25 protein-coding genes are annotated in these 25,644 nt (G+C 72.1%); 19 read left to right on the forward strand and 6 right to left on the reverse strand.

Going from position 1 to position 25,644, the window contains the following annotated elements; translation table 11 throughout:
• Positions 1-2 precede the first annotated feature (2 nt).
• From F4560_RS02150 to F4560_RS02160, 3 genes are all read left to right on the forward strand, one after another.
• Positions 3-1,409 (forward strand): GH1 family beta-glucosidase, encoded by a 1,407-nt coding sequence (locus F4560_RS02150; protein ID WP_312868173.1) that lies wholly within the window; start codon positions 3-5, stop codon positions 1,407-1,409.
• Positions 1,406-2,437, forward strand: a complete 1,032-nt coding sequence (locus F4560_RS02155; RefSeq protein ID WP_184915473.1) for a LacI family DNA-binding transcriptional regulator — start codon at positions 1,406-1,408, stop codon at positions 2,435-2,437. The genes F4560_RS02150 and F4560_RS02155 overlap by 4 nt, the downstream gene beginning before the upstream one ends.
• A 290-nt stretch (positions 2,438-2,727) precedes the next feature.
• On the forward strand, positions 2,728-5,424 hold the full coding sequence (locus F4560_RS02160) for a cellulose binding domain-containing protein (protein ID WP_184915476.1): 2,697 nt from the start codon (positions 2,728-2,730) through the stop codon (positions 5,422-5,424).
• Here F4560_RS02160 and F4560_RS02165 read toward each other — a convergent pair.
• The 3 genes from F4560_RS02165 to F4560_RS02175 form a co-directional block, all read right to left on the reverse strand.
• Positions 5,421-5,801, reverse strand: a complete 381-nt coding sequence (locus F4560_RS02165; protein WP_312868176.1) for a LapA family protein — start codon at positions 5,799-5,801, stop codon at positions 5,421-5,423. The two genes, F4560_RS02160 and F4560_RS02165, sit on opposite strands and share 4 nt — an antisense overlap.
• A 47-nt stretch (positions 5,802-5,848) precedes the next feature.
• On the reverse strand, positions 5,849-8,566 hold the full coding sequence (locus tag F4560_RS02170; protein ID WP_184915479.1) for an nSTAND1 domain-containing NTPase: 2,718 nt from the start codon (positions 8,564-8,566) through the stop codon (positions 5,849-5,851).
• 140 nt (positions 8,567-8,706) lie between these two features.
• Entirely contained in the window at positions 8,707-9,879 is a 1,173-nt protein-coding gene (locus tag F4560_RS02175) for an ROK family transcriptional regulator (protein WP_184915482.1), read from the reverse strand.
• A gap of 62 nt (positions 9,880-9,941) precedes the next feature.
• Between F4560_RS02175 and xylA the strand changes: the two genes are divergently transcribed.
• Together xylA and F4560_RS02185 are read left to right on the forward strand one after the other, a co-directional pair.
• Positions 9,942-11,078 carry a xylose isomerase gene (gene xylA, locus F4560_RS02180; RefSeq protein ID WP_184915485.1) on the forward strand — a complete coding sequence of 379 codons (1,137 nt, stop codon included), beginning with the start codon at positions 9,942-9,944 and terminating at the stop codon, positions 11,076-11,078.
• Positions 11,078-12,454, forward strand: coding sequence for a xylulokinase (locus F4560_RS02185; protein WP_184915488.1), 1,377 nt, complete (start codon positions 11,078-11,080; stop codon positions 12,452-12,454). The genes xylA and F4560_RS02185 overlap by 1 nt, the downstream gene beginning before the upstream one ends.
• A gap of 55 nt (positions 12,455-12,509) precedes the next feature.
• Here the strand turns inward: F4560_RS02185 and F4560_RS02190 are convergent, their stop codons facing one another.
• A complete protein-coding gene (locus F4560_RS02190; protein ID WP_184915492.1) occupies positions 12,510-13,406 on the reverse strand; it encodes an aminoglycoside phosphotransferase family protein in 897 nt (298 codons plus the stop codon).
• A gap of 99 nt (positions 13,407-13,505) precedes the next feature.
• Here F4560_RS02190 and F4560_RS02195 point away from each other — a divergent pair, with 99 nt between their 5' ends.
• Together F4560_RS02195 and F4560_RS02200 are read left to right on the forward strand one after the other, a co-directional pair.
• Complete coding sequence (locus tag F4560_RS02195; protein WP_184915495.1) at positions 13,506-14,117, forward strand: flavodoxin family protein; 612 nt, start codon at positions 13,506-13,508, stop codon at positions 14,115-14,117.
• Positions 14,118-14,146: 29 nt separating this feature from the next.
• Complete coding sequence (locus F4560_RS02200; protein WP_184915498.1) at positions 14,147-15,151, forward strand: NAD-dependent epimerase/dehydratase family protein; 1,005 nt, start codon at positions 14,147-14,149, stop codon at positions 15,149-15,151.
• Between the two features lie 21 nt (positions 15,152-15,172).
• Here F4560_RS02200 and F4560_RS02205 read toward each other — a convergent pair whose 3' ends face one another.
• Positions 15,173-15,418 (reverse strand): DUF6480 family protein, encoded by a 246-nt coding sequence (locus F4560_RS02205; RefSeq protein ID WP_184915501.1) that lies wholly within the window; start codon positions 15,416-15,418, stop codon positions 15,173-15,175.
• A 73-nt stretch (positions 15,419-15,491) separates the two neighbouring features.
• Between F4560_RS02205 and F4560_RS02210 the strand changes: the two genes are divergently transcribed.
• The 4 genes from F4560_RS02210 to F4560_RS02225 are packed head-to-tail and all read left to right on the forward strand — an operon-like array spanning position 15,492 to position 17,569.
• On the forward strand, positions 15,492-16,064 hold the full coding sequence (locus tag F4560_RS02210) for a nucleotidyltransferase family protein (protein WP_184915505.1): 573 nt from the start codon (positions 15,492-15,494) through the stop codon (positions 16,062-16,064).
• Positions 16,061-16,309 (forward strand): BON domain-containing protein, encoded by a 249-nt coding sequence (locus F4560_RS02215; RefSeq protein WP_053715990.1) that lies wholly within the window; start codon positions 16,061-16,063, stop codon positions 16,307-16,309. The genes F4560_RS02210 and F4560_RS02215 overlap by 4 nt, the downstream gene beginning before the upstream one ends.
• Entirely contained in the window at positions 16,306-17,034 is a 729-nt protein-coding gene (locus F4560_RS02220) for a metallophosphoesterase family protein (protein ID WP_184915508.1), read from the forward strand. Before F4560_RS02215 ends, F4560_RS02220 begins: the two co-directional genes overlap by 4 nt.
• A 4-nt stretch (positions 17,035-17,038) precedes the next feature.
• On the forward strand, positions 17,039-17,569 hold the full coding sequence (locus tag F4560_RS02225) for a hypothetical protein (RefSeq protein WP_184915511.1): 531 nt from the start codon (positions 17,039-17,041) through the stop codon (positions 17,567-17,569).
• Positions 17,570-17,665: 96 nt separating this feature from the next.
• Here the strand turns inward: F4560_RS02225 and F4560_RS02230 are convergent, their stop codons facing one another.
• Complete coding sequence (locus F4560_RS02230) at positions 17,666-18,184, reverse strand: SRPBCC family protein (RefSeq protein ID WP_184915515.1); 519 nt, start codon at positions 18,182-18,184, stop codon at positions 17,666-17,668.
• A 147-nt stretch (positions 18,185-18,331) separates the two neighbouring features.
• Between F4560_RS02230 and F4560_RS02235 the strand changes: the two genes are divergently transcribed.
• From F4560_RS02235 to F4560_RS02270, 8 genes are read left to right on the forward strand one after another with little or no spacing between them, the layout of a single operon-like run.
• A complete protein-coding gene (locus tag F4560_RS02235; RefSeq protein WP_312868185.1) occupies positions 18,332-18,847 on the forward strand; it encodes a D-glycero-alpha-D-manno-heptose-1,7-bisphosphate 7-phosphatase in 516 nt (171 codons plus the stop codon).
• Positions 18,844-19,836: a glycosyltransferase family 9 protein gene (locus F4560_RS02240; RefSeq protein WP_184915520.1), complete on the forward strand. Its 993-nt coding sequence runs from the start codon at positions 18,844-18,846 to the stop codon at positions 19,834-19,836. The genes F4560_RS02235 and F4560_RS02240 overlap by 4 nt, the downstream gene beginning before the upstream one ends.
• The gene (locus F4560_RS02245; protein WP_184915524.1) at positions 19,833-20,720 is read left to right on the forward strand and encodes a glycosyltransferase; all 888 of its coding nucleotides are present in this window, start codon (positions 19,833-19,835) and stop codon (positions 20,718-20,720) included. The genes F4560_RS02240 and F4560_RS02245 overlap by 4 nt, the downstream gene beginning before the upstream one ends.
• Positions 20,717-21,919, forward strand: coding sequence for a glycosyltransferase (locus F4560_RS02250; protein ID WP_184915528.1), 1,203 nt, complete (start codon positions 20,717-20,719; stop codon positions 21,917-21,919). Before F4560_RS02245 ends, F4560_RS02250 begins: the two co-directional genes overlap by 4 nt.
• On the forward strand, positions 21,919-22,494 hold the full coding sequence (locus F4560_RS02255) for a D-sedoheptulose-7-phosphate isomerase (protein ID WP_184915531.1): 576 nt from the start codon (positions 21,919-21,921) through the stop codon (positions 22,492-22,494). The genes F4560_RS02250 and F4560_RS02255 overlap by 1 nt, the downstream gene beginning before the upstream one ends.
• Positions 22,491-23,777 (forward strand): D-glycero-beta-D-manno-heptose 1-phosphate adenylyltransferase, encoded by a 1,287-nt coding sequence (rfaE2, locus tag F4560_RS02260; RefSeq protein ID WP_184915534.1) that lies wholly within the window; start codon positions 22,491-22,493, stop codon positions 23,775-23,777. Before F4560_RS02255 ends, rfaE2 begins: the two co-directional genes overlap by 4 nt.
• Positions 23,777-24,457 carry an SDR family oxidoreductase gene (locus F4560_RS02265; RefSeq protein ID WP_184915536.1) on the forward strand — a complete coding sequence of 227 codons (681 nt, stop codon included), beginning with the start codon at positions 23,777-23,779 and terminating at the stop codon, positions 24,455-24,457. Before rfaE2 ends, F4560_RS02265 begins: the two co-directional genes overlap by 1 nt.
• The gene (locus F4560_RS02270) at positions 24,448-25,629 is read left to right on the forward strand and encodes a cytochrome P450 (RefSeq protein WP_184915539.1); all 1,182 of its coding nucleotides are present in this window, start codon (positions 24,448-24,450) and stop codon (positions 25,627-25,629) included. Before F4560_RS02265 ends, F4560_RS02270 begins: the two co-directional genes overlap by 10 nt.
• Positions 25,630-25,644 lie beyond the last annotated feature (15 nt).

The following is a 25,644-nucleotide window of genomic DNA, read 5'->3' on the forward strand; positions in this document are numbered from 1 at the left end:
CTGTGGAGTCGATTTCCTTTCCCGAGGGATTCGTGTGGGGCGCCGCGACTGCGGCGTTCCAGATCGAAGGCGCGACCACCGCGGACGGTCGCACCGCGTCCATCTGGGACACGTTCTGCCAACTCCCGGGCGCGGTCGTGGGTGGTGACACGGGCGACCCCGCCGCCGACCACTACTACCGCGTGGACGAGGACGTCCAGCTGATGTCCGACCTCGGCCTGCACGCCTACCGGTTCTCCACCGCGTGGCCGCGGGTGCGCCCGGACGCGGGCCCGGTCAACCAGGCCGGCCTGGACTTCTACTCCCGGCTGGTCGACGCGCTGCTGGAGAAGAACATCACCCCGTGGCTCACGCTGTACCACTGGGACCTCCCGCAGACGCTGGAGGACGCGGGCGGCTGGGCGAACCGGGACACCGCGTTCCGCTTCGCCGAGTACGCCGAGTCGGTCGTCGGCGCTCTCGGCGACCGGGTGTCCAACTGGACCACGCTCAACGAGCCGTGGTGCTCGTCGCTGCTGAGCTACGCGGCAGGCGTCCACGCGCCCGGCCGCCAGGAGCCGGAAGCCGCCGTCGCGGCCGTGCACCACCTGCTGCTCGCGCACGGCCTCGCCACCGCGGCGATCCGGTCGCAGCTGCCGGAGGCCAAGGTCGGCATCACGCTGAACATGTACCCGATCATCCCGGCGGACCCGGAGGACCCGGCCGACCTCGACGCCGTGCGCCGGCTCGACGGTCTCCAGAACCGGATCTTCCTCGACCCGCTCTTCAAGGGCGAGTACCCGGCCGACATCGTGGAGGACCTGGAGCCGTACGGCTTCTCGAAGCACATCCGCGAGAACGACCTGGAGATCATCTCCACCCCGTTGGACCAGCTGGGCGTCAACTACTACGCCGAGCACTTCGTCAGCAGCACGCCCGAGCCCGAGGTTCCGCCGGCCAACGGTCGTCGCGCGACCGGGTCGCCGTGGGTCGGCGCGGAGCACGTGTCGTTCCCGAGCCGCGGCCTGCCGCGCACGGACATGGACTGGGAGGTGCAGCCGGACGGCCTGTTCAAGGTGCTCATGCGGGTGCACCAGGACTACCCGGGCATTCCGCTGTACGTCACCGAGAACGGCGCCGCGTACCCGGACTCGATCAACGACGACGGCTCCATCGACGACGCGGATCGGCTCGGCTACATCGAGTCGCACCTGCGGGCGGCGCATGCGGCTATCGAGGCTGGTGTAGACCTCCGCGGTTACTTCGCGTGGTCGCTCATGGACAACTTCGAATGGGCCGAGGGATACGCCAAGCGGTTCGGGATCGTGCATGTCGACTACGAGACCCAGGTGCGGACGCCTAAGATGAGCGCCATGTGGTACTCGCAGGTTGCCCGTGGCAACGTTCTCGCAGCGACGGTCGCTCCGTGACGGATGCCGTTGACCCACCCAAAGCACGACGACCCAACACCCGGCTGGAGGAGGTCGCTCGTGCCGCCGGTGTGTCCAAGTCGACCGTGTCCCGGGTGATCAACGGCGAACCGTACGTCAGTTCGCGGGCCCGTGAGGCCGTCCACCAGGCCATCGGCCGCCTCGGGTACAGCCCGAACCAGGCGGCCCGGACGCTCGCGGGCAGCCGGGCGAACTGCATCGCCATGGTCGTGTCCGAGCATGGCAGCCGGGTGCTGAACGACCCGTTCTTCGCCGGTGTGCTCCGCGGTGTGCACGCCGAGCTGGCGGGCAAGCGGGTCCAGCTCGTCCTCATGATGAGCAAGGAGGGCGACGAGCAGGACCTGGTGAACTACCTGTGCGGCGGCCACGTGGACGGCGTGCTGGTGATCAGCCTGCACGGTCAGGACCCGCTGCCCCGCACGCTGGCCGACGCGGGCCTGCCGACCGTGGTCTGCGGCAGGCCGCTCGGCGCGGGCGGCGTGCCCTATGTGGACTCGGACAACTTCAACGGCGCCATGGAGGCCGCTCGCTACCTGGTCTCACTGGGTCGCAAGCGGATCAGCACCATCGCCGGTCCGCGCGACATGGCGGTCGGCATGGACCGGTTGTCCGGGTGGAAGCGCGGGCTGAGCCAGGCCCGGTTCGACACGGACCTGGTCGCGTACTCGGACTACACGCCGGAGAGCGGCGCGGCGGCGATGGCCGACCTGCTCAAGCGGGCCCCGGACCTCGACGCGGTGTTCGTCGGCGCGGACATCATGGCGCTGGGCGCGTTGCAGACCTTGCACGCGCACGGCAAGAAGGTGCCCGAGGACGTCGCTGTGGTCGGGTTCGACGACCTGATGATCGCCTCCACCGCGGTGCCGCCGCTGACCACGATCCGCCAGGACGTGGAACAGCTGGGGCGCACCATGACGTGGCGGTTGATGGCGGAGCTGGCCGGCGAGGAGAACCTGCCGCCGTTCCTGCTCCTGCCGACCTCGATGGTCACTCGTTCGAGCGCCTGAGTCGCACTCGACGATGAAGCCGCGATCCGGGCATGTCCGGATCGCGGCTTTTTCGAATCGCTTCGACGGTTCGCCGCGGCCGCTTCGACGGATTCGACGCCCGTCGGCCGAGTACAGCCCGCACTTCACTCGGATGGCGTAGCGAGGACCCTTGCCGCCGCCGCGCCGGTCTGGCTACGGTCCCACTTGCGGCTCTGGGAGCGCTCCCAGAACGCCCCGCAAGCCAGGGGGGAGGCGGACATCTCTCGCCCACCGCCTCCTCCCTCCCCGCGCAAAGGAGCGCAGCGACGATGAGACGACGGCTTCTGGCGTTGATGAGCGCGGCCGTGGCCGCAGTGGGTGTCCTCCTGGTGTCCAACGCGGCGAGCCCGGCCGCGCAGCCGGCCGCCGCCGCGGTGGTCGAGCTGCCGCACAACTGGCGCAACGTCGAGATCGCGGGCGGCGGGTTCGTGCCGGGCATCGTGTTCAGCCCGGCCGAGAAGGACCTGATCTACGCGCGCACCGACATCGGCGGCGCGTACCGGTGGGACCAGTCCACCGGCCGCTGGATCCCGTTGCTGGACTCGTTCGGGTGGGACAAGTGGGGCTACAACGGCGTGGCGAGCATCGCGCCGGACCCGAAGAACGCCGACAAGGTCTACGCGGCCGTCGGCATGTACACCAACAGCTGGGACCCGAACAACGGCGCGATCCTCAGCTCCTCGGACCGCGGCAAGACGTGGACGGAGAGCCCGCTGCCGTTCAAGGTCGGCGGCAACATGCCGGGCCGCGGCATGGGCGAGCGGCTGTCCGTCGACCCGAACGACGGGCGGGTGCTGTACTTCGGCGCGCCGAGCGGCAAGGGCCTGTGGCGCAGCACCGACAGCGGCCTGAACTGGTCGCAGGTGGCGAGCTTCCCCAACCCCGGCAACTACGTCGCCGACCCGAACGACCCCAACGGCTACTCGAACGACATCCAGGGCGTGGTCTGGGTGACCTACGACCCGCGGTCGTCGACGCCGGGCAGCCCCACCAAGACGATCTACGTCGGGGTCGCCGACAAGGAGAACACCGTCTACCGCAGCACGGACGCGGGCGCGACGTGGAACCGGCTGGCGGGCCAGCCGACCGGCTACATCGCCCACCAGGGCGAGCTGGACACCGCGGGCGGCTTCCTCTACCTGGCCACCAGCGACACCGGCGGCCCGTACGACGGCGGCAAGGGTGACGTGTGGAAGTACGACACCGTCACGGGGGCGTGGACGCAGATCAGCCCGATCCCGTCGTCCAGCGCCGACAACTACTTCGGGTACAGCGGCCTGACCATCGACCGGCAGAACCCGAACACGCTCATGGTCACCACCCAGATCTCGTGGTGGCCGGACATCGTCATCTTCCGCAGCACGGACGGCGGCGCGACGTGGACGCGGGCGTGGGACTTCGCCGGCTACCCGAACCGCAGCTTCCGCTACAAGATGGACATCACGTCGTCCCCGTGGCTGAGCTGGGGCGCGAACCCGGCGCCGCCGGAGGTCAGCCCGAAGCTGGGCTGGATGGTCGAGTCGCTGGAGATCGACCCGTTCGACTCCAACCGGATGATGTACGGCACGGGCGCCACGATCTACGGCACCACGGACCTGCTGAAGTGGGACGACGGCGGCCAGATCACGCTCAAGCCGACCGCGGCGGGCCTGGAGGAGACCGCGGTGCTCGACCTGATCAGCCCGCCGACCGGCGTGCCGCTGATCAGCGGTCTGGGTGACATCGGCGGGTTCCGGCACACGGACCTCGCCAAGGTGCCGGCGATGATGTTCCAGCAGCCGAACTTCACCTCGACCACCAGCCTCGACTTCGCCGCGGCGGCGCCGTCCGTGATGGTCCGCTCGGGCAACGTCGACGGCGCGGCGCACGTGGCGTTCTCCACCGACGCAGGCGCGAACTGGTTCGCGGGCGCCGACCCCGCCGGCGTCACGGGCGGCGGCACGATCGCGGCGGCGGCGAACGGCAGCCGGTTCGTGTGGAGCCCGGCCGGCGCGGCGGTCCACCACACGGTGGGCTTCGGCAACACCTGGACGCCGTCCACCGGCATCCCGGCGGGCGCGGTGGTCGAGTCCGACCGGGTCGACCCGAACAAGTTCTACGGGCTGGCGGACGACACGGTCTACGTCAGCACGGACGGCGGCGCGACGTTCACCGCGGGCGGCACCGCGGACGTGAGCAAGCTGCACGCCGTGCCGGGGCACGCGGGCGAGCTCTGGCTGGTCGGCGACGGCGGGCTGTTCCGCTCGAAGGACTCCGGCAAGACGCTGACCGCGATCGCCGGGGTGACCTCGGGCGTGAACATCGGCTTCGGCCGGGCCGAGGGCGACAGGACGTACCCCACGCTCTTCGCGGTGCTGACCATCGACGGCAAGACCGGTGTCTACCGGTCCACCGACGGGGCGGCCCAGCACTGGCTGCGGATCAACGACGACGCGCACCAGTACGGGAACATGGGTGAGGCGATCACCGGCGACCCGCGCGTGTTCGGCCGGGTCTACCTGGGCACCAACGGGCGCGGCATCCTCGTCGCCGAGCCGAGCGGCGCGACGAGCAGCACCACGACCAGCAGCACCACGACGACCACCACTACAACCACGACCACCACGTGGTCGACCACCACGACTGTCACGGAGCAGCCGCCACCGCGCGACTGTTCGGTGCAGTACGCGGTCGCCAGTCAGTGGGGCGGTGGCTTCACCGGTTCGGTGAAGGTCACCAACCGGGGCGTCCTCCCCGTCAGGGGCTGGAGTCTCGGCTGGTCGTTCGCCAACGACCAGAAGATCACCAACAGTTGGAACGGCAAGGCGTCGCAGTCGGGCGCCGCCGTGACGGTGACCAACGAGGGCTGGAACGCCACCATCCAGCCGGGAAGCTCGGTGGAATTCGGATTCCAGGCGAGCTGGCAGGGCAGCAACGTCGCACCCACCCGCTTCTCGCTGAACGGCGTGACCTGCACGACGGTCTAGCGCAGCCCTCGTTTGGCCTGGCGGCGCAGCTGCATGATCCGGGCTGCGCCGACCAGGGCCACCAAGATCGCACCGGCGATCGCGGCGAACAGCAGCGCCACCCCCAGTGGCAGCGTGCCCGCCGTGCCCATGAAGTGGATCGTGGCGCCGGTGAGGTTCTGCAGGATGAACACCAGCAGCACGATCAGCACCACGATCGAGGCCAGCACCGCGACCCACGTGCCGCTGATCCTGGTCGGCTTGAGCGTCTGCGGCCCGGTGTCACGCTGGGCCGTGTCGCCCGGCACGGTGTCACGCGTGGCCATGTCGCCCGGCACGGTGTCGCGCGGCGCCGTCGGCAGCGCTTCGGTCCGGTCGTTGTCACGCGGCGTGGTCACGGCCTGATTATCGGCCCGCTCCTGCCCGGCCGCATCTCATGCGCGGATCATGCACACGGACGGCTGTACTGGAGCGCGCCCACCGCTTCCACGTACTGCTGCCACTCTTCCCGCGAGATGTGCACCTCGACCGCCGCGCACATCGCGGTGACCGCGGTGTCGAAGTCGAACTCCCAGGAACGGGTGGTGCCGTTGGACTTGGACGTGACGACCCGGGTCGGGGTGTCGCCGAACGCCACCCCGTGCACGCCGTCGGTGCTCCAGTTGATCCGGCCCCGCTCGACGGGGGCGGCGCGGTCGGACACGTCCCACAGCGACACCTTGTCGTCCTTGCCGACGGTGGCCAGCGCCAGACCGTCCTGCCGGAAGCCCAGCGCCCGGATCGTCTCCGGGTGCGCCTTGTGCGACCAGGCCTCCTCGGGCGCCCACTCCGTGGCGAGGTCCCACATCCGGACCAGGCCGCCGGCGAACCCGGCCGCGAGCGTGTGGTTGTCCGGCGACAGCGCGACCGCGGTGACCTCCCGGCCGGTCTTCAGCGTCGCCCCGATCGGCCTCGGGCGCGCCATGTCCGACACGTCCCACAGCCGGAGCATGCCCGCGTCGTCGTAGGTGACGAGCACCTGCCCGTCCTGGCTGTAGCCGATGCCGCTGACCGGGCGCGGGTGGCCGCTGAGCACCGAGCGCTTGGCCGGCCGGTCCTGGCCGGACCAGTCCCACAGCGCGATCTGGCCGTGCTCCGACACGGTGGTGAGGGTGCGACCGCCGGCCGGGTCGAGCGCGATCCGCACCACCGGGAAGTCGAACGTGTGCACCACGGTCGGGTTGATCGCGTCGGTGACGTCCCAGACCCTCGCCACCCGGCCCTCCAGCGTGGTGGAGAACGCCTGCTCCAGGCCGTTGACGGCGGTGGACGTGACGACGGAGTCCGGCTCGGTTCGCTCACCGAGCGGGCGGTACGTGTCGTTGACGCCGACCGGCACCCTGGCGTTCGGCCGCGGCAGGCCGTCCGGGATCAGGCCCTGGCCGGACAGGAACGACGAACGGCTGACCGAGTCCTCCTCGCCGGCCGCGTGCGCGCTGAGCACGCCGTCGCGCAGCTGGCGGGTCGGGTTCAGCTCGTAGGCGGCGATGGCGAGCTGGTCGGCCAGCGTCGGGTCGCTGCCGCGCAGCGCCTGCGCCTGGTTCGCCACGTACCAGGCGGCGGACGACCGCCAGCCCGCCGCGGACTCGTTCTGCGCCTTGATCGCGAGCACCACGGCCGTGCCCGTCAACATGAGCAGCACGGCCAGTAAAGCCACAAGCTGCCGGAGCCGGCGCGTCCGCCGGTGCGCGAGTTGGCGTTCCCGGTCGCGGGCCTTGAGGCTCTCGGCCAGGAAGTCCCGCTCCTGGGCGCTGGTGCGCACGCCGTTGCGCTGCGTCCACTCGACCGCGGAGTCCAGCCGCGTGCCCCGGTACAGCGCGTCCGGGTCGCGGCCCAGCGAGTCCCAGGTGGCCGCGGCCTCGGTGAGCCGGCGCATGGTGCGCAACCCGTCCCGGTCCTCGGCGAGCCAGCTCTTGAGCCGGGGCCAGGAGCGGATCAGCGCCTCGTGCGCGATCTCCACGCTGTCCCGGTCCAGGGTGAGCAGCCGGGCGTGCGCGAGGCGGTCGAGCACCACGTCAACGTCCACGTCGTGGTCGAGTTCGGTGCGCGGCAGCCGCCGCTTGGTGTCCTCGGTGCCGTCGCCGAGCGCCGTCAGCCGCAGGAACACCTGCCGCGCCAGCGCCCGCTGCTGCTTCTCCAACGACGTGTAGGTGCGTTCGGCGGTCTGCGCGATCGCGTGCTGGATGCCGCCCGCCGCCTCGTACCCGGCCAGCGTCAACGTGGTGCCGCGCCGACGCCGCCACGTTTCGAGCAGGGCGTGGGAGACCAGCGGCAGCACGCCCGGCTGGCCGGTCGCGTCCGCGACGAGCCGGGACACCAGCGCCGTCTCGACCGTGCACGACGCCTTCACGGCGGGCTGCATGATCACCTGGCGCAGTTCCTCGGGACCCATCGGCCCGAGCAGCAGCTGGCCGTCGGTCAGCGCCTCCACCAGCGCCGGGTGCTGCGCGCAGTGCCCGTAGAAGTCCGCGCGCACGCCGAGCACGACCTTGCACCCGGCGGTCAGCAGGGCGTCGATGTACGCGGCGCGCTGGTCGACGTCCTGCCACAGCGTGAAGACCTCTTCGAACTGGTCCACGATCAGCAGGTCGGCGGCCAGGTCGGGCTCGCCCTGCTCACTGGGCGTGGTGACGACGACCCGGCCCTTCAGCCGCGGCACGAGGCCGGCGCGCAGCAGGGACGACTTGCCCGCGCCGGACGCGCCGAACACCGCGACGAACCGCCGGTGCGTGATGCGCTGCTCCAGGTCGTCCAGCAGGTGGTCGCGGCCGAAGAACCACTCGGCGTCCTCGGTGCCGTAGGCGGCCAGGCCCGCGTAAGGCGGGTGGCCCTCGTCGGGGCTCGGTTCCGCGGTGGGCAGCACCTCGGCGGCGACCTGGTGCCAGCGGTCCTCCCACTCGGCGACGTCGCCCTCGCAGGCCCGCACGTACGCCAGGGTCACGGCCAGCGTCGGCAGCCGCCGCCCGCCCGCCGCGTCCGACAGCGTCGTCGCCGAGTAGTGGGCGCGGGCGCCCAGCTGCCGGTAGCTGCACCCGCCCGCCCGGTCCCGCAACGAGCGCAGGTCCGCGGCGAACTTGAGCAACGGGCTGTCGCCGACGTCCAGGGGACGCTCTCCACGCGGCACCGGTCCACCCCCGCCCAGTCATCACCGATTGTGCGCAACGTTGCGCGCATCGCCAAACGTGCCATCCAGGCTGACAGACGACCGCCCGCGACGCGGCCGGTTCCGGCACGTGCATTCGGGTGAAGCTGCCGGCCCTTCGGTCAGGCGAGGACAGAGGTCACGTAAGGGTCGGGGTCGGCGAGGATGGCGCGGACGGCGGTGGTCGCGGCGCCTCGGACGGCCGCTTCGGCGCCCAGCGAGGACGCGACCACGCGGACCGGGGACCACTCCGCGCTGACCACCCGCCGGTCCAGTTCGGCGTGCAGGGGCTCTCGGAGCCACGGCTCCAGCCGGGCGTACGTGCCGCCGAGGACCACGGTGGGCAGGTCCAGCAGGTTCACCGCGCCGGACAGCGCCACGCCGAGCCATTTCGCCGCCGTGCGCACCGCCGTCGTCGCCGTGCGGTCACCCGCGGCGAGCCGGACCAGCAGCTCGTCCACGCCGGTGACGCCCGACGCGCGCACGATCTCGTCCTGCCCGGCCAGCCGCTCCAGGCACCCCCGCGACCCGCACGCGCACCGCGGCCCACGCGGGTCGACGGACAGGTGGCCGATCTCGCCGCCGAACCCGGACAGCCCTTCGAACAGCGCCCCGCCGACCACGATGCCGGCGCCGATGCCGATCTCACCGGAGATGTGCAGGAAGTCCGCCGCCACGTCCCCGTGCCACAGCTCGGCCAACGCGGCCAGGTTCGCCTCGTTCCCGACCAGCACGGGCACGTCGAGCGCCATCCGGCGGGTCAGCTCGCCCCGCACGTCCACCTCGCGCCACCCCAGGTTCGGCGCGACCCGCAGCGACCCGTCGGCCACCTCCACCAGGCCCGGCACGGCCACGCCGACCCCGCCGATCGGCACTTCCTCGCGCACCGCCGTGCGCACCGCCGTCGCCACCTTGGCCAGCACGCGGGCGGGGGAGGAGGCACGATTGTCGCTGGGCCGCAGCCACCGCGCCCGCACCCGCCCGGTGAGGTCGACCAGGCACGTGGCCAGGTAGTCGACCCCGATCTCCACCCCGAGCCCGTGCGGTCCGGTGGGTGACAGGTGCAGGGCCGTGCCGCGCCGGCCGGGGCCGGACCTGGCCTGCGCCTCGCCCTCGGCCACGAGTCCGGCGCCGATCATCCGGTCGACGAGGCTGGAGACGGTCGCCTTGGTCAGGCCGGTCCGCGCGGCCACGGTCGCGCGGGACGAGCCGGGCGCGTCGGCGATGGCGTCGAGCACGAGGGCGGAGTTGTGCCGTCGCACGGTCCGCTGGCTGGCTGGCTGTGGTCGGGACACCCACTGGATACTAGCGGCCGAGTGCGATAAGTTCAGGCATCAAACTTATTGGAGGTGCCCTCGTGGACAAGTTCAGCTTCGGCCTGTGGACGGTCGGTTGGCAGGGGCGTGACCCGTTCGGTGACGCGACCCGCCCCGCGCTGGACGTGCCGCTCGCGGTGCGCAAGCTCTCGGAACTGGGCGCCTGGGGCGTCACGTTCCACGACGACGACCTGTTCCCGTTCGGTTCCGACGCGGCCGAGGTGGGCAAGCGGGTCACCGCGTTCCGCGCGGCGTTGGACGAGACCGGCATGGTCGTGCCGATGGTGACCACCAACCTGTTCACCCACCCGGTGTTCAAGGACGGCGGCTTCACCAGCAACGACCGCTCGGTGCGCCGGTTCGCGCTGCGCAAGGTGCTGCGCAACCTGGAACTCGCGGCCGAGCTCGGCGCGGAGACCATCGTGATGTGGGGTGGTCGTGAGGGCTCCGAGGTGGACGCGGGCAAGCCCATGCACGCCGCCCTCGACCGATACCGCGAGGCCGTCGACACGGTCGCGCAGTACTCGGTCGACCAGGGCTACGGCTTCCGCTTCGCGCTGGAGCCCAAGCCCAACGAGCCCCGCGGCGACATCCTGCTGCCCACGATCGGCCACGCCCTGGCGTTCATCTCGACGCTGGAGCACCACGAGCTGGTCGGCGTGAACCCCGAGGTCGGCCACGAGCAGATGGCGGGCCTCAACTTCGTGCACGGCATCGGCCAGGCGCTGTGGCAGAAGAAGCTCTTCCACATCGACCTCAACGGTCAGAAGGGCCCGCGCTACGACCAGGACTTCGTGTTCGGCCAGGGCGACCTGCTGTCCGCGTTCTTCCTGGTCGACCTGCTGGAGAACGGCGGCTACGAAGGCCCGCGGCACTTCGACTACAAGCCGCTGCGGACCGAGGACCTGGACGGCGTGTGGGCGAGCGCGGCGGCCAACATGCGCACGTACCAGCTGCTGCGCGAGCGTGCCGCGGCGTTCCGGGCCGACCCGGAGGTGCAGGAGGCGCTGAAGATCAGCGGCGTCTACGAGCTGGCGGAGCCGACGCTCAACGAGGGCGAGTCCATCACGGACTTCCTCAAGGGCGAGGACTTCGACGCGGACGTCGCCGCCGAGCGCGGCTTCGGGTTCGTGCGCCTGGGTCAGCTGGCGACCGAACACCTGTTGGGCGCGCGCTGATGGCGCTCGTCGCGGGCGTCGACTCGTCCACCCAGTCGTGCAAGGTGGTGGTGCGCGACGCGGACACCGGCGCCCTTGTGCGGCAAGGACGTGCGGCGCACCCGACGGGCACCGAGGTGCACCCCTCCGAGTGGTGGGACGCCCTCCAGACGGCCATCGCGGACGCGGGCGGACTGGACGACGTCGACGCCGTGTCGGTGGGCGCGCAGCAGCACGGCATGGTGACGCTGGACGCCGCCGGCGAGGTGGTGCGGCCGGCGCTGCTGTGGAACGACACCCGTTCCGCGGCGGCGGCGGCCGACCTGACCACCGAGCTGGGCGGTCCGGACAAGTGGGCCGAGGCGATCGGCAGCGTGCCGGTCGCCTCCCTGACCGTGACCAAGCTGCGGTGGCTGGCGAAGCACGAACCGGAGTCGGTGGCCCGGACGGCGGCCGTGTGCCTGCCGCACGACTGGCTGACGTGGAAGCTGTCCGGCGGGACGTCCTTGGACGCCCTGACCACCGACCGCAGCGACGCCAGCGGCACCGGCTACTGGTCGCCGTCCACCGAGGACTACCGGCCGGATCTGCTGGAACTGGCCCTGGGCAAGGTGGTCGCGCTTCCCCGGGTGCTGGGTCCGGCCGAGCTCATCGGCCGGTTCGGCGCGGGCGCGGGCGACAACGCGGCGGCGGGCCTGGGCGTGCAGGCCCAGCCCGGTGACGTGGTGGTGTCCATCGGCACGTCCGGCACGGCGTTCGCGCGGTCGCCGCACCCCGTGGCCGACGGCACCGGCATCGTCAACGGTTTCGCCGACGCGGAGGGCGGCCACCTGCCGCTCGTGTGCACGCTCAACGCGTCACGCGTGCTCGACGCGACCTCGGCGATGCTCCGGGTCGACCTGGCCGAGCTGTCGGACCTGGCCCTGAGCGCGCCGGCGGGTGCGGACGGGCTGGTGTTCGTGCCTTACCTGGAAGGGGAGCGGACGCCGAACAAGCCCGACTCCACCGGCGCGTTGCACGGCCTGCGGTTGGACACGATGACCTCGGCGCACATGGCGCGCGCCGCGGTCGAGGGTCTGCTGTGCAGTCTGGCCGATGCGATCGACGCGCTGGTGGCGCTGGGTCTGCCGGTGTCCCGGGTGCTGCTGATCGGCGGTGCGGCTCGGATGCCCGCCGTGCAGCGGCTCGCGCCCGCCGTGTTCGGCTGCCCGGTGGTCGTCCCGTCGCCGAGCGAGTACGTGGCCGACGGTGCGGCGAGGCAGGCGGCGTGGGCGTTGAGCGGGGCCGACGCGCCGCCGCTCTGGTCGGAGCTGGCGTCGACCTCGGTCGAGGCCGAGCCGACGCCGTGGGTGCGGGACCGCTACGCCTCCGTGCGTGAGCTGACCGCTACCCGTTAAGTCCTGACGGGGTGCCTCCGCGACTGGGCCGCCAGTCGTGGAGGCACCCCGTTGGTCACTCGTCGTTCAGGACTTCCCCGATCACCCGGCGGCTGATGGCCGCCATGCCGTCATCGGTGGTGTCGGCGAGCGTGATGAGGGCCTTCCACAACGCCCAGCCGCGCGCCCGTGCCCAGGTGGCGGCATCCAGGTCGACCGCGTCCCGGAACGCTTCCCGGCTCTCGCCCGAGAACATCGTCCACGCGATGACGAGGTCGCAGGCCGGGTCGCCCACACCGCACCCGCCGAAATCGATGACCGCGGTCAGCTTCCCGCCGTCGACCAGCAGGTTTCCGCTCGCGATGTCGCCGTGGAACCACACCGGCGGCTTGTCCCACGCGGGTGCGTTGAGGGCGTCCGCCCACACGGCCCTGGCGCGCTCGGTGTCCACACGTCCGTCGAGGGCTGCCAGCGCGCGCTGTGTCCCGTCGTCGTAGTGCGCGGGCGGCGTGCCCCGGTAGAAGCAGTGCGCGCCGGCCGGCGGTCCGTCCGTCGGGTCGACGCGCTGCAACGCCCGGATGAAGTCGGCGATCGAGACCGCGAACGCGGAGAGGTCGTCGATGCGGTCCGGGGCGGCGGTCTGCCCGGCCAGCCAGCGCCGGACCGACCAGGGGAACGGGTAGCCCTCACCCGGCGCTCCCATCGCGAGCGACCCGGGCACCGTGACGGAGAGCGACCGCGCGAAGACGGGCAGCCACCGGTGCTCCTTCTCCACGGCCGGCGCGTAGCCCTCGCCGGTGGGCAGCCGGACGGTCAGGTCATCACCCAGGCGGTACGTGCGGTTGTCCCACCCGTCGACCTCGACCGGCGTCACCGGGAGACCGCCCCACCGCGGGAACTGGCTCGCGATGAGGCGCTTCACCAGGCCCGCGTCGATTCCGGCTCGGCCGTCGCGGTGCGGGGTGTGGACCATCCGGCGAGCATGGTGATCTCCGTGCCGTCCGGGCAACGCATTTTCGAGGTGGGCGGGGGTACCCGGCGGACTGGCCGACCCGATGCGGAGGTGTCCCTGATGAGGGCCGTGGTGCTCAACTGCTCGTTGAAGAAGTCACCCGATCCGTCCAACACGCAGATGCTGGCGGACGTCGTCGTGCGGGCGTTGGAGGAGCGCGACGTCGAGGTGCGCACGTTCCGGGTGGTGGACCACGACGTGCCGCCGGGGGTGGTGACCGACCTGGGGGAGGGCGACGAGTGGCCCACGCTGCACGACGAGCTGCTGAACGCCGAGATCCTGGTGGTCGCCACGCCGACGTGGGTGGGGCGGCCGTCGTCCGTCGCGCAGCGGGTGATCGAGCGGATGGACGCGATGCTGTCGGAGCAGGACGACGAGGGACGTCCGGTCGCCTACAACCGGGTCGCGGGGGTGGTGGTGACCGGCAACGAGGACGGCGCGCACCACGTGATCAGCGAGGTGTCCGGGGCGCTGGCCGACATCGGCTACACGATCCCCGGGCAGGCGTGGACCTACTGGAACATGGGGCCCGGACCCGGCCCGAACTACCCGGACACCACGCACGGCCACGACTGGTCGAAGAGCACGGGTGAGGCGATGGCGTCGAACCTCCACGCGGCGGCGCTGGCCCTGGCCAAGTCCCCGATCCCCGCCCCGCCCTCGAGTGGGTGACCCGGCTCCCGGGTGGGTATCCCGCCGGTATGAGGATCGTCGTGACCGGCGCGACCGGGAACCTGGGCACCGCGTTGCTGCGCCGGCTCGCCGACGAGCCGGACGTGGCCGTGCACGGGATCTCGCGTCGGCCACCGAAGAGCGAGCCGCCGTACGACATCGAGTGGACTCCGGTCGACCTGGGGCGTGAGGGCGCGGAGGAACTGCTCGTCGAGGTCTTCCTGCGGGCGGACGCGGTGGTGCACCTGGCGTGGCTGATCCAGCCCAGCCACGACGAGCGGGCGCTGTTCCAGACGAACGTCGCCGGTAGCGACCGCGTGTTCAAGGCCGCGGTCAAGGCGGGGGTTCCGCACGTGGTGCACATGTCGTCCGTCGGCGCCTACTCGCCGGCGGCGAAAGACCACACCGTGGACGAGAGCTGGCCGACCGACGGCGTCTCCAGCTCGTACTACAGCCGGCACAAGGCGGCGGTGGAGCACATCCTCGACCGGCTCGAACGCGACCACCCCAGCGTCGCCGTGACCCGCGTCCGCCCTGGCCTGGTCCTGCAACCGGAGGCCGCGGCCGAGATCAAGCGGTACTTCCTCGGGCCGCTGGTCCCGTACCGCCTGTTCAAGCTCAAGCTGCCGGTGCTGCCGCTGCCGCGCGCGATGGTCCTCCAGTTCGTGCACGCGGACGACGTCGCGGACGCGCTGGTGAAGATCCTCGCCACTAAGGCCGAGGGCGCGTTCAACCTGGTCTCGGACCCGGTCGTGACGCCGCAGGTGCTGGCCGAGGTGATGGGCGCCCGGCACGTGCCGGTCCCGCCGACCGCCCTGCGCACCGCCGCGCGCGTCAGCTGGAACCTGCGGCTGCAACCCACCTCGCACGGCTGGGTCGACCTGGCCCTCACCGCGCCGCTGCTGGACGCGACCAAAGCGTTCACCCGGCTCGACTGGTCGCCGCGCCACAACGCCCGGGACACGCTGAAGCAGCTCCTGGACGGCCTCGGCCGCAAGGAAGGGCTCCAGCCCAGCCCGCCGCTCCACCCCTGAGCGGGTCAGGAGCTGAGTGAATCAGGAGCCCTCGAACAGGTTGGTCCAGCCCATCACCTGGGAGACGATGAACGCCACCGCCAGGGCGGTCACGATCAGCACCACGACCAGCGTGACGATCGGGCCACGCCGGGTCGGCATGGGCTGCGGGTGGGACAGGCCGGAGGTCTGGCCGGAGTCGGGCGGCGTCTCGCCGGGCGCGACCCCGCCACCGGGTTCCAGACCGGGCGTCCGGGCCGGGTCCGGGTCGGGCGGTGTGGCAGTCATACCCGTGGACTACCCCGTCCGCGGTGGTGCCACCCGCCGTGTGAACATCGACCCGGACGGGTAGTCACCCGGCATGAGCGGTGTCCAAGACGAGCTGCTGCGCACCCTGACGAAGGTCGCCAAGGCCCTGCGCGCGCACGACATCCCGTTCGCCCTGGCGGGCGGGTGCGCGGTGTACGCGAGAGGCGGACCGGCGACGGAACACGACGTGGACATCCTGGTGCGCGAACAGGATGCCGGACCCGCGGTGACCGCGCTGGTCGAGACCGGCATGCGCGCCGCCAACCCGCCCGAGGACTGGCTGCTGAAGGTCTACGACGGCGATTCGCTGGTGGACCTGCTGTTCCGACCCAACGAGATCCCGGTGACCGACGAGACGCTGAGCCGGGCCGAGGAACTGGCCGTCGGCTCGGTGACCCTGCCGGTGATGCCCGCGACCGAGGTGATGATCAGCAAGCTGCTGGTCCTCGACGGGCACCGGTGCGACTTCAGCGAGCTGCTGCCGTTCGCCCGCGCGCTGCGCGAGCAGATCGACTGGGAGCACGTCCGCGAAGGCACCAAGCACTCTCCCTACGCCGAGGCGTTCCTGGTGCTCGTCGAACGCCTCGACCTCCTGCCCCGCTCGCTGACGAGGAGCGCCTCATGACCGCGGAGCAATACCTCGCCGCCCGGCTGCGCCAAGCGCTGGCCGAAGACCCGCGCACCACCGAACTGGGCGTGCGCGTGACCGTGCGCGGCGACCACGTGCTGCTGTCCGGCGACGTGGCCAGCCCGGAACGCCGCGCCGAGCTGGAAGCGGTGATCCACGACGTGGCGCCGGAGCTGACCGTGCTCGACGACGTGAAAGTGGTGCCGTCCGACGCCCCGGTCGGCCGAGAGGAGATTCGATGATCCGCATCGCCGCCGTCGGTGACGTGCACCTGGGCGAGGACGCGCGCGGCCGGATGCGGCCCGCGTTGGACCAACTCGGCGAGGCGGCCGACGTGCTGCTGCTGGCCGGTGACCTCACCCGGCACGGGACGGTGTCCGAGGCGCGCGTGGTGGCCGACGAGTTCGGCGGCCTGGCCGTGCCGGTGATCGCCGTGCTGGGCAACCACGACCACCACGACGAACGCCCGCACGAGGTGACCGCCGTGCTGCGGGACGCGGGCATCACCGTGCTGGAGGGCGAAACGGCGACTGTCGGTGTGGACGGACACACGCTGGGTGTAGCCGGGGTGAAGGGCTTCGGCGGCGGGTTCGCGGGCAAGTGCGGCAGCGCGTTCGGCGAGCAGGAGATGAAGGCGTTCATCAGGCACACCACCGAGATCGCCGACTCGCTGCGGGCCGCGCTGGACGGACTGGACACCGACGTGAAGGTGGCGTTGACGCACTACGCGCCCGTGCCGGACACACTGCGCGGCGAACCGCCGGAGATCTACCCGTTCCTGGGCTCGTACCTGCTGGGTGAGGCGATCGACTCGACCGCGACGCACCTTGCGGTGCACGGGCACGCGCACTTCGGCGTGGAACACGGCATGACACCGGGCGGGGTGCGGGTGCGGAACGTCGCACAACCGGTCATCCGATCCGCATACACCGTCTACTGCGTGGAACCCGCCGTAGTGGAGGTGTAGGCGCATGGAAGATCAGAGGACCGAGGGGCCGTCCGTGATGTGGGCCGGGCCGCCCGACGCGCCGGCGGTGGTCGTCATCGACCCGGCCGGTGTCGGCAGGCACGGCGACCTGCCGGGGACGTGGCGACCGTTGACCGAGTACCTCCAGGTCATGTGGTGCCGGCTGCCCGCGACGGAGGAGCCGTGGCGCGAGGTGGACGAGGTGCTCAACGAGTTCGTCGACCGAGGGGTGCCCGTGCACCTGGTGGCGGGCGCGGCGGCCGGCGCGGAGGTGGGCGAGCTGGTGCGGCGGCACGAGGGGCTGATCAGCTCGGTGCAGACGTTCGCCGCGCCGATCCCGCTGGGCCACCCGGAGGTGGTGCTGGAGGTGCTGCGCGAGCTGCTGGACCAGGACGTGCGGCCGGGGCCGATCACCGGGGACCAGACCGCGGGGGAGCGGAAGCGGCCTGGTGACGTCGGTCTGCTGCTCGGTGACGCGGCATCCGCCCTGCGGCAGTCGGTCAGGCAGCTGTTCGACCGGCTGAGGGACGGCTAGCCGAGAGGCGGCCGGGGCCGCGGAATCGGCGGGTGTGCCCAACTCCGACGCCGCGGCTCCGGCACCGCCTGTTCGCTCATCGCAACGGATCCGAGCTCATCGCAACGGATCACCGGGGCGGCCGGCGTCCGGCAGGTCGTGGCGCGTCTCGCCGGCCTGCGGCGGACGGCTCACGTCGCCCCGCCAGCCGCCGGTCTCCTGGCCGCGGCCCTCGATGAACTCCTTGAACCGCTCCAGGTCGCCGGACACGCGGTGGTCGACCAGGCCGACCGCCGCGCCCGCCTTCTCGGTGAGCGTCTGCGGGTCGTACTCCATCTGGACGTGCACCCGCGTCTTGCGGGCGTCGAGCCGGTGGAACGTCACCACGCCGCCCTGCGGCGGGCCGTCCACGGTGTGCCACGCCACCCGCTCGTCCGGGTGCTGCTCTGTGATCTCCGCGTCGAACTCCCTCGTCACTCCACCGATCTTGGTGACCCAGTGGGTGCGCGTCGGTGTCACCTGCGTGATGCGCTCGACACCCTCCATGAACCGCGGGAACGATTCGAACTGCGTCCACTGGTTGTACGCGGTCGTGACCGGGACCTCGACGTCTACGGACTTCTCGATCGTCGTCACTGCAACCCTCTCCATCGGGAATCGAGTTCGACACTCGGGTACCCGTCAGGGCGGTGTCCACACACATGGCGACTCGCACCGGTGTCACGGTGAGTAGCGGTTTGCCGAGAAGTGTTTGCTTCTCTTCCCACCGGCTAACTCTCCTCTGTGGACCAGTACCCCGACGCGGTTCTCTTCGACCGCGACGGCACGCTCATCAGGGACGTGCCCTACAACGGCGACCCGGACAGGGTGCGCCCGATGCCCGGGGCGCGCGACGTCTTGCGGGCGTTGCGCGGTCACGGAGTGCGCACGGGCGTCGTCAGCAACCAGTCCGGTGTCGGTCGCGGTCTGCTCACCCTCGACGAGGTCGGCGCGGTGAACGCGCGGGTCGAGGAGCTGCTGGGCCGGTTCGACACCTGGCAGGTCTGCCCGCACCACCCAGATGACGGCTGCGAGTGCCGCAAACCCGCGCCGGGGATGATCCTCCGGGCGTGTGAAGCGATCCAGGCCCGGCCCGAACGCACCTATGTGATCGGTGACATCGAGGCGGACGTCAAGGCCGCGCTCGCGGCGGGCGCGATCCCGATCCTGGTGCCCACACCGCAGACCCTGCCCGACGAGGCCGACCGCGCGCCGCACACCGCGCCCGACCTCACGTCCGCGTTGGCGATGGTCCTATGAGGACACTCGTGGTCAGGCTCGACAGCGACGGCGACGTGTTGCTCGCCGGTCCGGCGGTGCGTGCCGCCGCACGCGCGGGCGAAGTCGTGTTGCTGTGCGGGTATTCCGGCGCGCAGGCGGCGGTGCTACTGCCCGGCGTCCACCGGGTGGTGCGCTGGGACTGCCCGTGGATCTCGAACCCCGCGCCGGAGGTCCGGACCCCCGACATCGAAGGGATTGTCGCTCTGCTCAAGGGAATTCGCGCCGACGTGGCATTGGTCCTCACGTCGTTCCACCAGAGCCCGCTGCCGCTCGCGTTGCTGCTGAAGCTCGCCGGTGTGCCGAAAGTCGTCGCCCGTTCCACGGATTACCCCGGGTCGCTGCTGGACGTCCGGTTGCGCGAGGACCCGGACGTCCCGGAGGCCGAACGCGCGCTCGAAGTCGCGCGGGCCGCCGGTTTCGGGCTGCCACCGGGAGATGACGGCAGGCTCGCGATCACCACGCCGGTGGAGACGGCCGAGATCGGGCCGTACGTCGTCCTGCACCCCGGCGCGTCGGTGCCCGCACGCGCGTGGTCGCCGGACCGGTGTGCGGAGGCCGTGACCGCGCTCGTCCAAGCCGGGCACCGCGTCCTGGTCACCGGCGGGCCGGGCGAAACGGCGTTGACCAAGTACGTGGCGGGCACGGACGGCGTCGACCTCGGCGGCCGGACGACGTTCGCCGAACTGGCCGGGCTGCTGGCCCGCGCGGACGCGGTGGTGGTCGGCAACACGGGGCCGGCGCACCTCGCCGCGGCCGTCGGCACGCCTGTCGTGTCGTTGTTCGCGCCCGTCGTGCCCGCCGAGAGGTGGGCGCCGCACGGGCCGCACGTGTTGCTGGGCGACCAGAACGCGGCGTGCCGGGGTTCCCGCGCCCGCGAGTGCCCGGTCCCCGGCCACCCGTGCCTGAACCTGGTGACGCCCGACCGGGTCGTCGCCGCTGTCGCCGAGCTGGTGGGGGTGCGGACGTGAAGATCCTGCTGTGGCACGTGCACGGCTCGTGGACGAACGCGTTCGTCCGTGGCTCGCACGAGTACCTGATCCCCGGGCCGCGGTCCGGCATCGGGCTCGCCGGCCGCGACTGGCCCGCCGCGCGCGAAGTCCCGGCGTCCCAACTCTCCGAGGTGGGCGCGGACATCGCGGTGCTGCAACGGCCGGCCGAAGTCGGCCTGGTGCCCGTCGGCGTCCCGGTGGTCTACCTGGAGCACAACACACCCAAGTACCCGAACCAGACGCACCCGCTGAAGGACTGGTCCGGCACGATCGTCCACGTCACCCACTTCAACGACCTGATGTGGGACTGCGGCACCACCCGTACGGTGGTCATCGAGCACGGCGTGGTGGACCCGGGCCCGAAGTACACGGGTGAGCTGCCGCGCGCCGCGGTCGTGGTCAACGACCCCGTGCGCCGCGGCCGGGCGGTGGGCACGGACCTGCTGCCGAGGTTCGCCGAAGCGGCCCCGTTGGACGTCTACGGCATGCGCACCCGCAGGTTGGGCGACATCGGCCGGGGCGACCACGACCTGGAGTCGCTGCACCGGGAACTGGCGCTGCGGCGCCTCTACCTGCACCCGGTGCGGTGGACCTCGCTGGGGCTGTCGCTGATCGAGGCGATGCACCTGGGGATGCCCGTGGTGGCGTTGGCGTGCACCGAAGTGGTGCGTGCAGTGCCGCCGGAGGCGGGTGTGGTGTCCACGGACGTGGACGAGCTGGTGCGGGCCGTGGCCGACCTGGTCGCGGACCCGGCGCTGGCCAGGCAGAAGGGGAAGCAGGCCAGGGAGTTCGCCCTGGCACGGTACGGGCTCGACGCCTTCCTGCGGAGTTGGGACCGGTTGGTGACAGGAGTGAGCGGATGAGGATCGCGATGGTGTCCGAACACGCCGGCCCGCTGGCCGCTCTCGGCGGTGTGGACGCCGGGGGACAGAACGTGCACGTGGCCGCGTTGTCCGCGGCGTTGTCGGCACGCGGCCATGACGTCGTGGTCCACACCCGGCGCGACGACCCCTCGCTGCCCGAGCGGGTGCGCACGGAACAGGGCTACGAAGTGGTGCACGTGCCCGCCGGTCCGGCGCGTGCGGTGCCGAAGGACGAGCTGCTGCCGCACATGGGCGAGTTCGCCCGGTTCCTGGAACAGGAGTGGTACGAGGAACAACCTGACGTCGTGCACGCGCACTTCTGGATGTCCGGCCTGGCTTCGGTGCTCGCCGCGCGCAAGGCGGGGGTGCCGGTCGTGCAGACCTACCACGCCCTGGGCACGGTGAAGCGCCGGCACCAGGGCGCCGACGACACGAGCCCGGCGGAGCGGATCGGGATCGAGCGGATGATCGGGCGGGAGGCCGACCGGATCGCCGCGACCTGTGACGACGAGGTGACCGAGCTGATGCGCATGGGCGTGCGGCGGTCACGGATCTCCGTGGTGCCGTGCGGAGTGGACCCGACCCGTTTCCGACCCGAGGGTCCGGCCGACCGGCGGCGCTACCCGTACCGCATCGTGTCGGTCGGCAGGTTGGTGCCACGTAAGGGTTTCCAGGACCTGATCACCGCGCTTCGGTCGCTGCCGGACGCCGAACTGGTGATCGCGGGCGGCCCGGTGGACGTCGACGCCGACCCGGAGGCCCAGCGGCTGGCCGCGCACGCGGAACGCGTCGGCGTGCGGCACCGGCTGGTGCTGGCCGGGCAGGTCTCGCGGGACGAGATGCCCGCGTTGCTGCGCTCGGCGGACGTGGTGGCGTGCGTGCCGTGGTACGAGCCGTTCGGCATCGTGCCGTTGGAGGCCATGGCCTGCGGTGTGCCCGTGGTGGCCAGCGCGGTCGGCGGCCTCACGGACACCGTGGTCGACGGCGTCACGGGCGTGCTCGTGCCGCCGCAAGACCCGGCGACGCTGGCCCGCGCGCTGCACTCGCTGCTGGTCGACCGGGCTCGGCGGGAGGCGTGCGGGATCGCGGGCCTGGACCGGGTCGGCGTGCGCTACACGTGGGACCGGATCGCGGAAGACACCGAACGCGTCTACGAGCGGGTCACGGTGGGGCAGGCCGTGGCCGTGGGAGGCACGTGATGACCGTCGAGACCCACTTGAACGGACTGGCGCAGTCGTTGGCCGGGCTGCGCGCCCAAGCGCCCAGGCTGACCCGCTGGGGCGGTGTGCTGGCCCGTCGGCTCACCGACGGCGGCCGGCTGCTCGCGGCGGGCAACGGCGGTTCGGCCGCCGAGGCGCAGCACCTGACCGCCGAACTGGTCGGCCGGTTCCGGGACGACCGGCGGCCGTTCTCCGCGATCGCGTTGTGCGCGGAATCGTCCAGCGTCACCGCGATCGGCAACGACTACGGCTACGACCAGGTGTTCGCCCGCCAGGTCACCGCGCACGCCCGGCCGCAGGACGTGGTGCTGCTGCTGTCCACCAGTGGGCGCAGCCCGAACCTGATCGAGGCGGCGAAGGCGGGCCGGGTGGCGGGCGCGCACGTGTGGGCGATGACCGGCCCGGCACCGAACCCGCTGGCCGAGGCAGTGGACGAGGTGCTGGCGCTGCCGGGCGACCCGGCGAACGTCCAGGAGGCACAACTGGTGGCCGTGCACGCCCTGTGCGCCGCCTTCGAAGCAGCTCTGCCGGCGTCGGAACGGAGGGTCTCGTGAAGCTGGTCGTCGTGGGCGACTCGTTGCTCGACGTCGATGTGCTGGGCCACGCCGAGCGGTTGTGCCCGGACGCGCCGGCGCCGGTGTTGGACGTGACGGAGGAGCGGTCCCGGCCGGGTGGCGCGGGTCTGGCCGCGGCGTTGGCGGCGGCGGACGGGGTGGACGTCACCCTGGTGAGCGCGGTGGCCGACGACGAGGACGGGCAGCGGCTGAGGGACGAACTGGCCCACGTGCCGTGCGTGCTCGGGCCGTCCCCGACGCCCACGTCCGTCAAGACTCGGCTGCGGTGCGGTGGCCAGTCGATCGCCCGGCTGGACCGGGGCGGCGGGTCCGGCACACCGCAGGCCACCGACGACATGCTGGACGCGGTGCTGGAGGCGGACTTCGTGCTCGTGTCCGACTACGGGCGCGGGTTGGCGCGCGACGAACGGCTGCGCGGCGTGCTCGCCCGCCGTCCGGTGGTGTGGGACCCGCACCCGCGCGGCCCGGAGCCGGTGCCCGGCGCGCGACTGGTGACGCCGAACGCGGCCGAGGCGAAGGCGTTCAGCGGGCGCGGCGATCCGATGGACGCGCTGCAAGTGCTGCGTGAACGGTGGCGGGCGCGGGCGGTCGTGGTGACGCTCGGGGCGGACGGCGCGCTGCTGCACGGCGGCGGTATGCCGGTAGCCGTGCCCGCGCCACGCGTTCCCGTGGTCGACCCGTGCGGCGCGGGCGACCGGTTCGCGGTGACCGTCGCGGCACGGCTCATGGGCGGCGCGGCGATGGACGACGCGGTGGCCGACGCGGTGACGTCGGCCGCCGAATTCCTGCGGTGCGGCGGCGCTTCCGGGTTCCGGCACGTCGACCCGGTGTCCACTGTGGACGCTGTGCGGGCGCGCGGTGGCGTGGTCGTCGCCACCGGCGGGTGCTTCGACCTGCTGCACGCGGGCCACGTACGGACGCTGCGCGCCGCGAGGGCGCTCGGGGACTGCCTGGTGGTGTGCCTGAACTCCGACTCGTCGGTGCGCCGGCTCAAGGGCCCCGAGCGGCCCGTCACCAGGCAACAGGACCGGGTCGAAGTGCTGCGCGCGCTCGGTTGCGTGGACGACGTGGTGGTGTTCGAGGACGACACGCCGGAACGCGTCCTCGCCGCCCTGCGACCGGACGTGTGGGTCAAGGGCGGCGACTACTCCGTGGACTCACTGCCGGAAGCGGACCTCGTGGCGGGCTGGGGCGGGCGGACCGTCGTCGTGCCCTACCACCGGGGCCGTTCGACCACCGAGATGCTGTCGAGGAGGGGCTGATGCTCGGCCAGGTGTTGGTTACGGGCGGCGCGTCCGGGTTGGGCGCGGCCGTGGTGCACGCGGTGCACGAGCTGGGCGGACGTCCGCTGGTGCTGGACAAGGCCGCGCCGTCGTCCGCGGAGGTGGCCGACTTCGAGTCGGTGGACCTGTCCGACACCAGGGCGGCGGAACGCGCGGTGCGGGCGATCGCCGAGCGCAACGGCGGCCTGCGCGCGGTGGTGACGGCGGCGGGCACGGACGCGTGCGGCCGGCTGGACCAGGTGTCCGGCGCCGACTGGGACCGGGTGGTGATGGTGAACCTGCTCGGCACCGCGGCGGTGGTGCGGGCGGCGTTGCCGATGCTCGACGGCGGCCGGGTGGTGACCATCGCGTCGACCCTCGGGCTGCGCGCGGTCAGCGACGCGACCGCGTACTGCGCCTCGAAGTTCGGCGTGGTCGGCTTCACGAGGGCGTTGGCGGCCGAGACCGCCGGACGGGTCGGCGTGACGCTGGTGATCCCCGGCGGGATGCGCACCCACTTCTTCGACGACCGGGCCGAGCAGTACCGGCCGCCGGACGACAGCAAGCTGAACCCGCCCGAGCGGGTCGCCGACGCGATCGTGTTCGCCCTGAGCCAGCCCGAGGGGTGCGAGGTCCGCGAACTCGTGGTGGCGCACGCCGAGGAGGGGTCGTGGCCGTAGCGTCCCGGCTCGACACCGGCCGGGCGTTCGCCAAGGTGCTGCTGCCGACGCTGGCCAAGGGCGTGATCGTGCGCCGGCCGCCGGTGATGGCGATGGCCGAGAAGATGCAGGCCGACGCCGTGGCGGTGGCCACCATGATGCGGTTCCGGCAGCGGTACGGCCCGCAACCGTTGCGGCTCAGGGTGACGGGACGCAGCATCGCGCTGCTGCTGGACCCGGTGGACGTCTCGCGGCTGCTGGCCGACTCGCCGTCGCCGTTCGCCCTGGCCACCCGGGAGAAGAAGGCCGCGTTGGCGCACTTCCAGCCGCACGGCGTGCTGATCTCGACGGGGGAGGAGCGCGCGCGGCGCCGTGCGTTGAACGAGGAAGTGCTGCGGCCGGAGAAGATCGACGCGCAGGGGATCGTGGCGGACGAGGCGGACCTGCTGCTGCGGCACGTCCGGAGCAGCGGTGTGCTCACGTGGGACTCGTTCGCGCAGGCGTGGTGGCGGGCGGCGCGGCGGATCGTGCTCGGCTCCTTCGCGCGCGAGGACGTCGAGCTGACCGACATGCTGAAAACGTTGCGCGGCCACGCGAACTGGGCCTACCTGCACCCGCGCCGCGAAGGGCTGCGCCGGCGGTTCGACGGACGCCTGCGCAGGCACCTGGAGCGTCGTGAGCCGAACAGCCTGGCGAGCCTCGCGCCCGCCGACGACGTGGCGGAACAGGCGCCGCACTGGCTGTTCGCGTTCGACGCGGCGGGCATCGTGACCATGCGGGCGCTGGCGATCGGCGGCTCCGGCCAGGCCGGGATCTGGGAGTCGGCGCGGCTCTGGCCGACCACGCCGGTGATCCTGCGGGAGAGCACGGAACCGACCCACTGGCACGGCGCCTGGCTGCCCGCCGGCACCACGTTCGTCGTGTTCGCGCCCTACTTCCACCGTGATCGGGAACGGCTGCCGTACGCCGACGAGTACGCGCCGGACATCTGGCCCACGCCGCCCGAACCGGCTCTGGTGCCGTTCAGCGGCGGTCCGGGCGTGTGCCCGGGGCGTGATCTCGTGCTGGTCGCGGCGAGCACCATGCTCGACACCCTGCGGGACCACCTCGCCGTGCCGACGTTGCACGCGCCCCTGCCCACCACCCTGAACCACTTCGCGCTGTCGTTCGATGCGGTTAACACAACCGGGTGATGGGTATGTGGTGCG

It is taken from the genome of Saccharothrix ecbatanensis, assembly GCF_014205015.1.
Classification (GTDB): domain Bacteria; phylum Actinomycetota; class Actinomycetes; order Mycobacteriales; family Pseudonocardiaceae; genus Actinosynnema; species Actinosynnema ecbatanense.

What these genes read in the sequence shown, in the direction of transcription:
- F4560_RS02160 (WP_184915476.1), top strand. Translation starts at nt 2,728, where the DNA reads ATGAGACGACGGCTTCTGGCGTTGATGAGCGCGGCCGTGGCCGCAGTG.
- F4560_RS02185 (WP_184915488.1), top strand. Translation starts at nt 11,078, where the DNA reads ATGGCGCTCGTCGCGGGCGTCGACTCGTCCACCCAGTCGTGCAAGGTG.
- F4560_RS02190 (WP_184915492.1), bottom strand. Translation starts at nt 13,406, where the DNA reads ATGGTCCACACCCCGCACCGCGACGGCCGAGCCGGAATCGACGCGGGC.
- F4560_RS02195 (WP_184915495.1), top strand. Translation starts at nt 13,506, where the DNA reads ATGAGGGCCGTGGTGCTCAACTGCTCGTTGAAGAAGTCACCCGATCCG.
- F4560_RS02200 (WP_184915498.1), top strand. Translation starts at nt 14,147, where the DNA reads ATGAGGATCGTCGTGACCGGCGCGACCGGGAACCTGGGCACCGCGTTG.
- F4560_RS02205 (WP_184915501.1), bottom strand. Translation starts at nt 15,418, where the DNA reads ATGACTGCCACACCGCCCGACCCGGACCCGGCCCGGACGCCCGGTCTG.
- F4560_RS02210 (WP_184915505.1), top strand. Translation starts at nt 15,492, where the DNA reads ATGAGCGGTGTCCAAGACGAGCTGCTGCGCACCCTGACGAAGGTCGCC.
- F4560_RS02215 (WP_053715990.1), top strand. Translation starts at nt 16,061, where the DNA reads ATGACCGCGGAGCAATACCTCGCCGCCCGGCTGCGCCAAGCGCTGGCC.
- F4560_RS02220 (WP_184915508.1), top strand. Translation starts at nt 16,306, where the DNA reads ATGATCCGCATCGCCGCCGTCGGTGACGTGCACCTGGGCGAGGACGCG.
- F4560_RS02225 (WP_184915511.1), top strand. Translation starts at nt 17,039, where the DNA reads ATGGAAGATCAGAGGACCGAGGGGCCGTCCGTGATGTGGGCCGGGCCG.
- F4560_RS02240 (WP_184915520.1), top strand. Translation starts at nt 18,844, where the DNA reads ATGAGGACACTCGTGGTCAGGCTCGACAGCGACGGCGACGTGTTGCTC.
- F4560_RS02250 (WP_184915528.1), top strand. Translation starts at nt 20,717, where the DNA reads ATGAGGATCGCGATGGTGTCCGAACACGCCGGCCCGCTGGCCGCTCTC.
- F4560_RS02255 (WP_184915531.1), top strand. Translation starts at nt 21,919, where the DNA reads ATGACCGTCGAGACCCACTTGAACGGACTGGCGCAGTCGTTGGCCGGG.
- F4560_RS02265 (WP_184915536.1), top strand. Translation starts at nt 23,777, where the DNA reads ATGCTCGGCCAGGTGTTGGTTACGGGCGGCGCGTCCGGGTTGGGCGCG.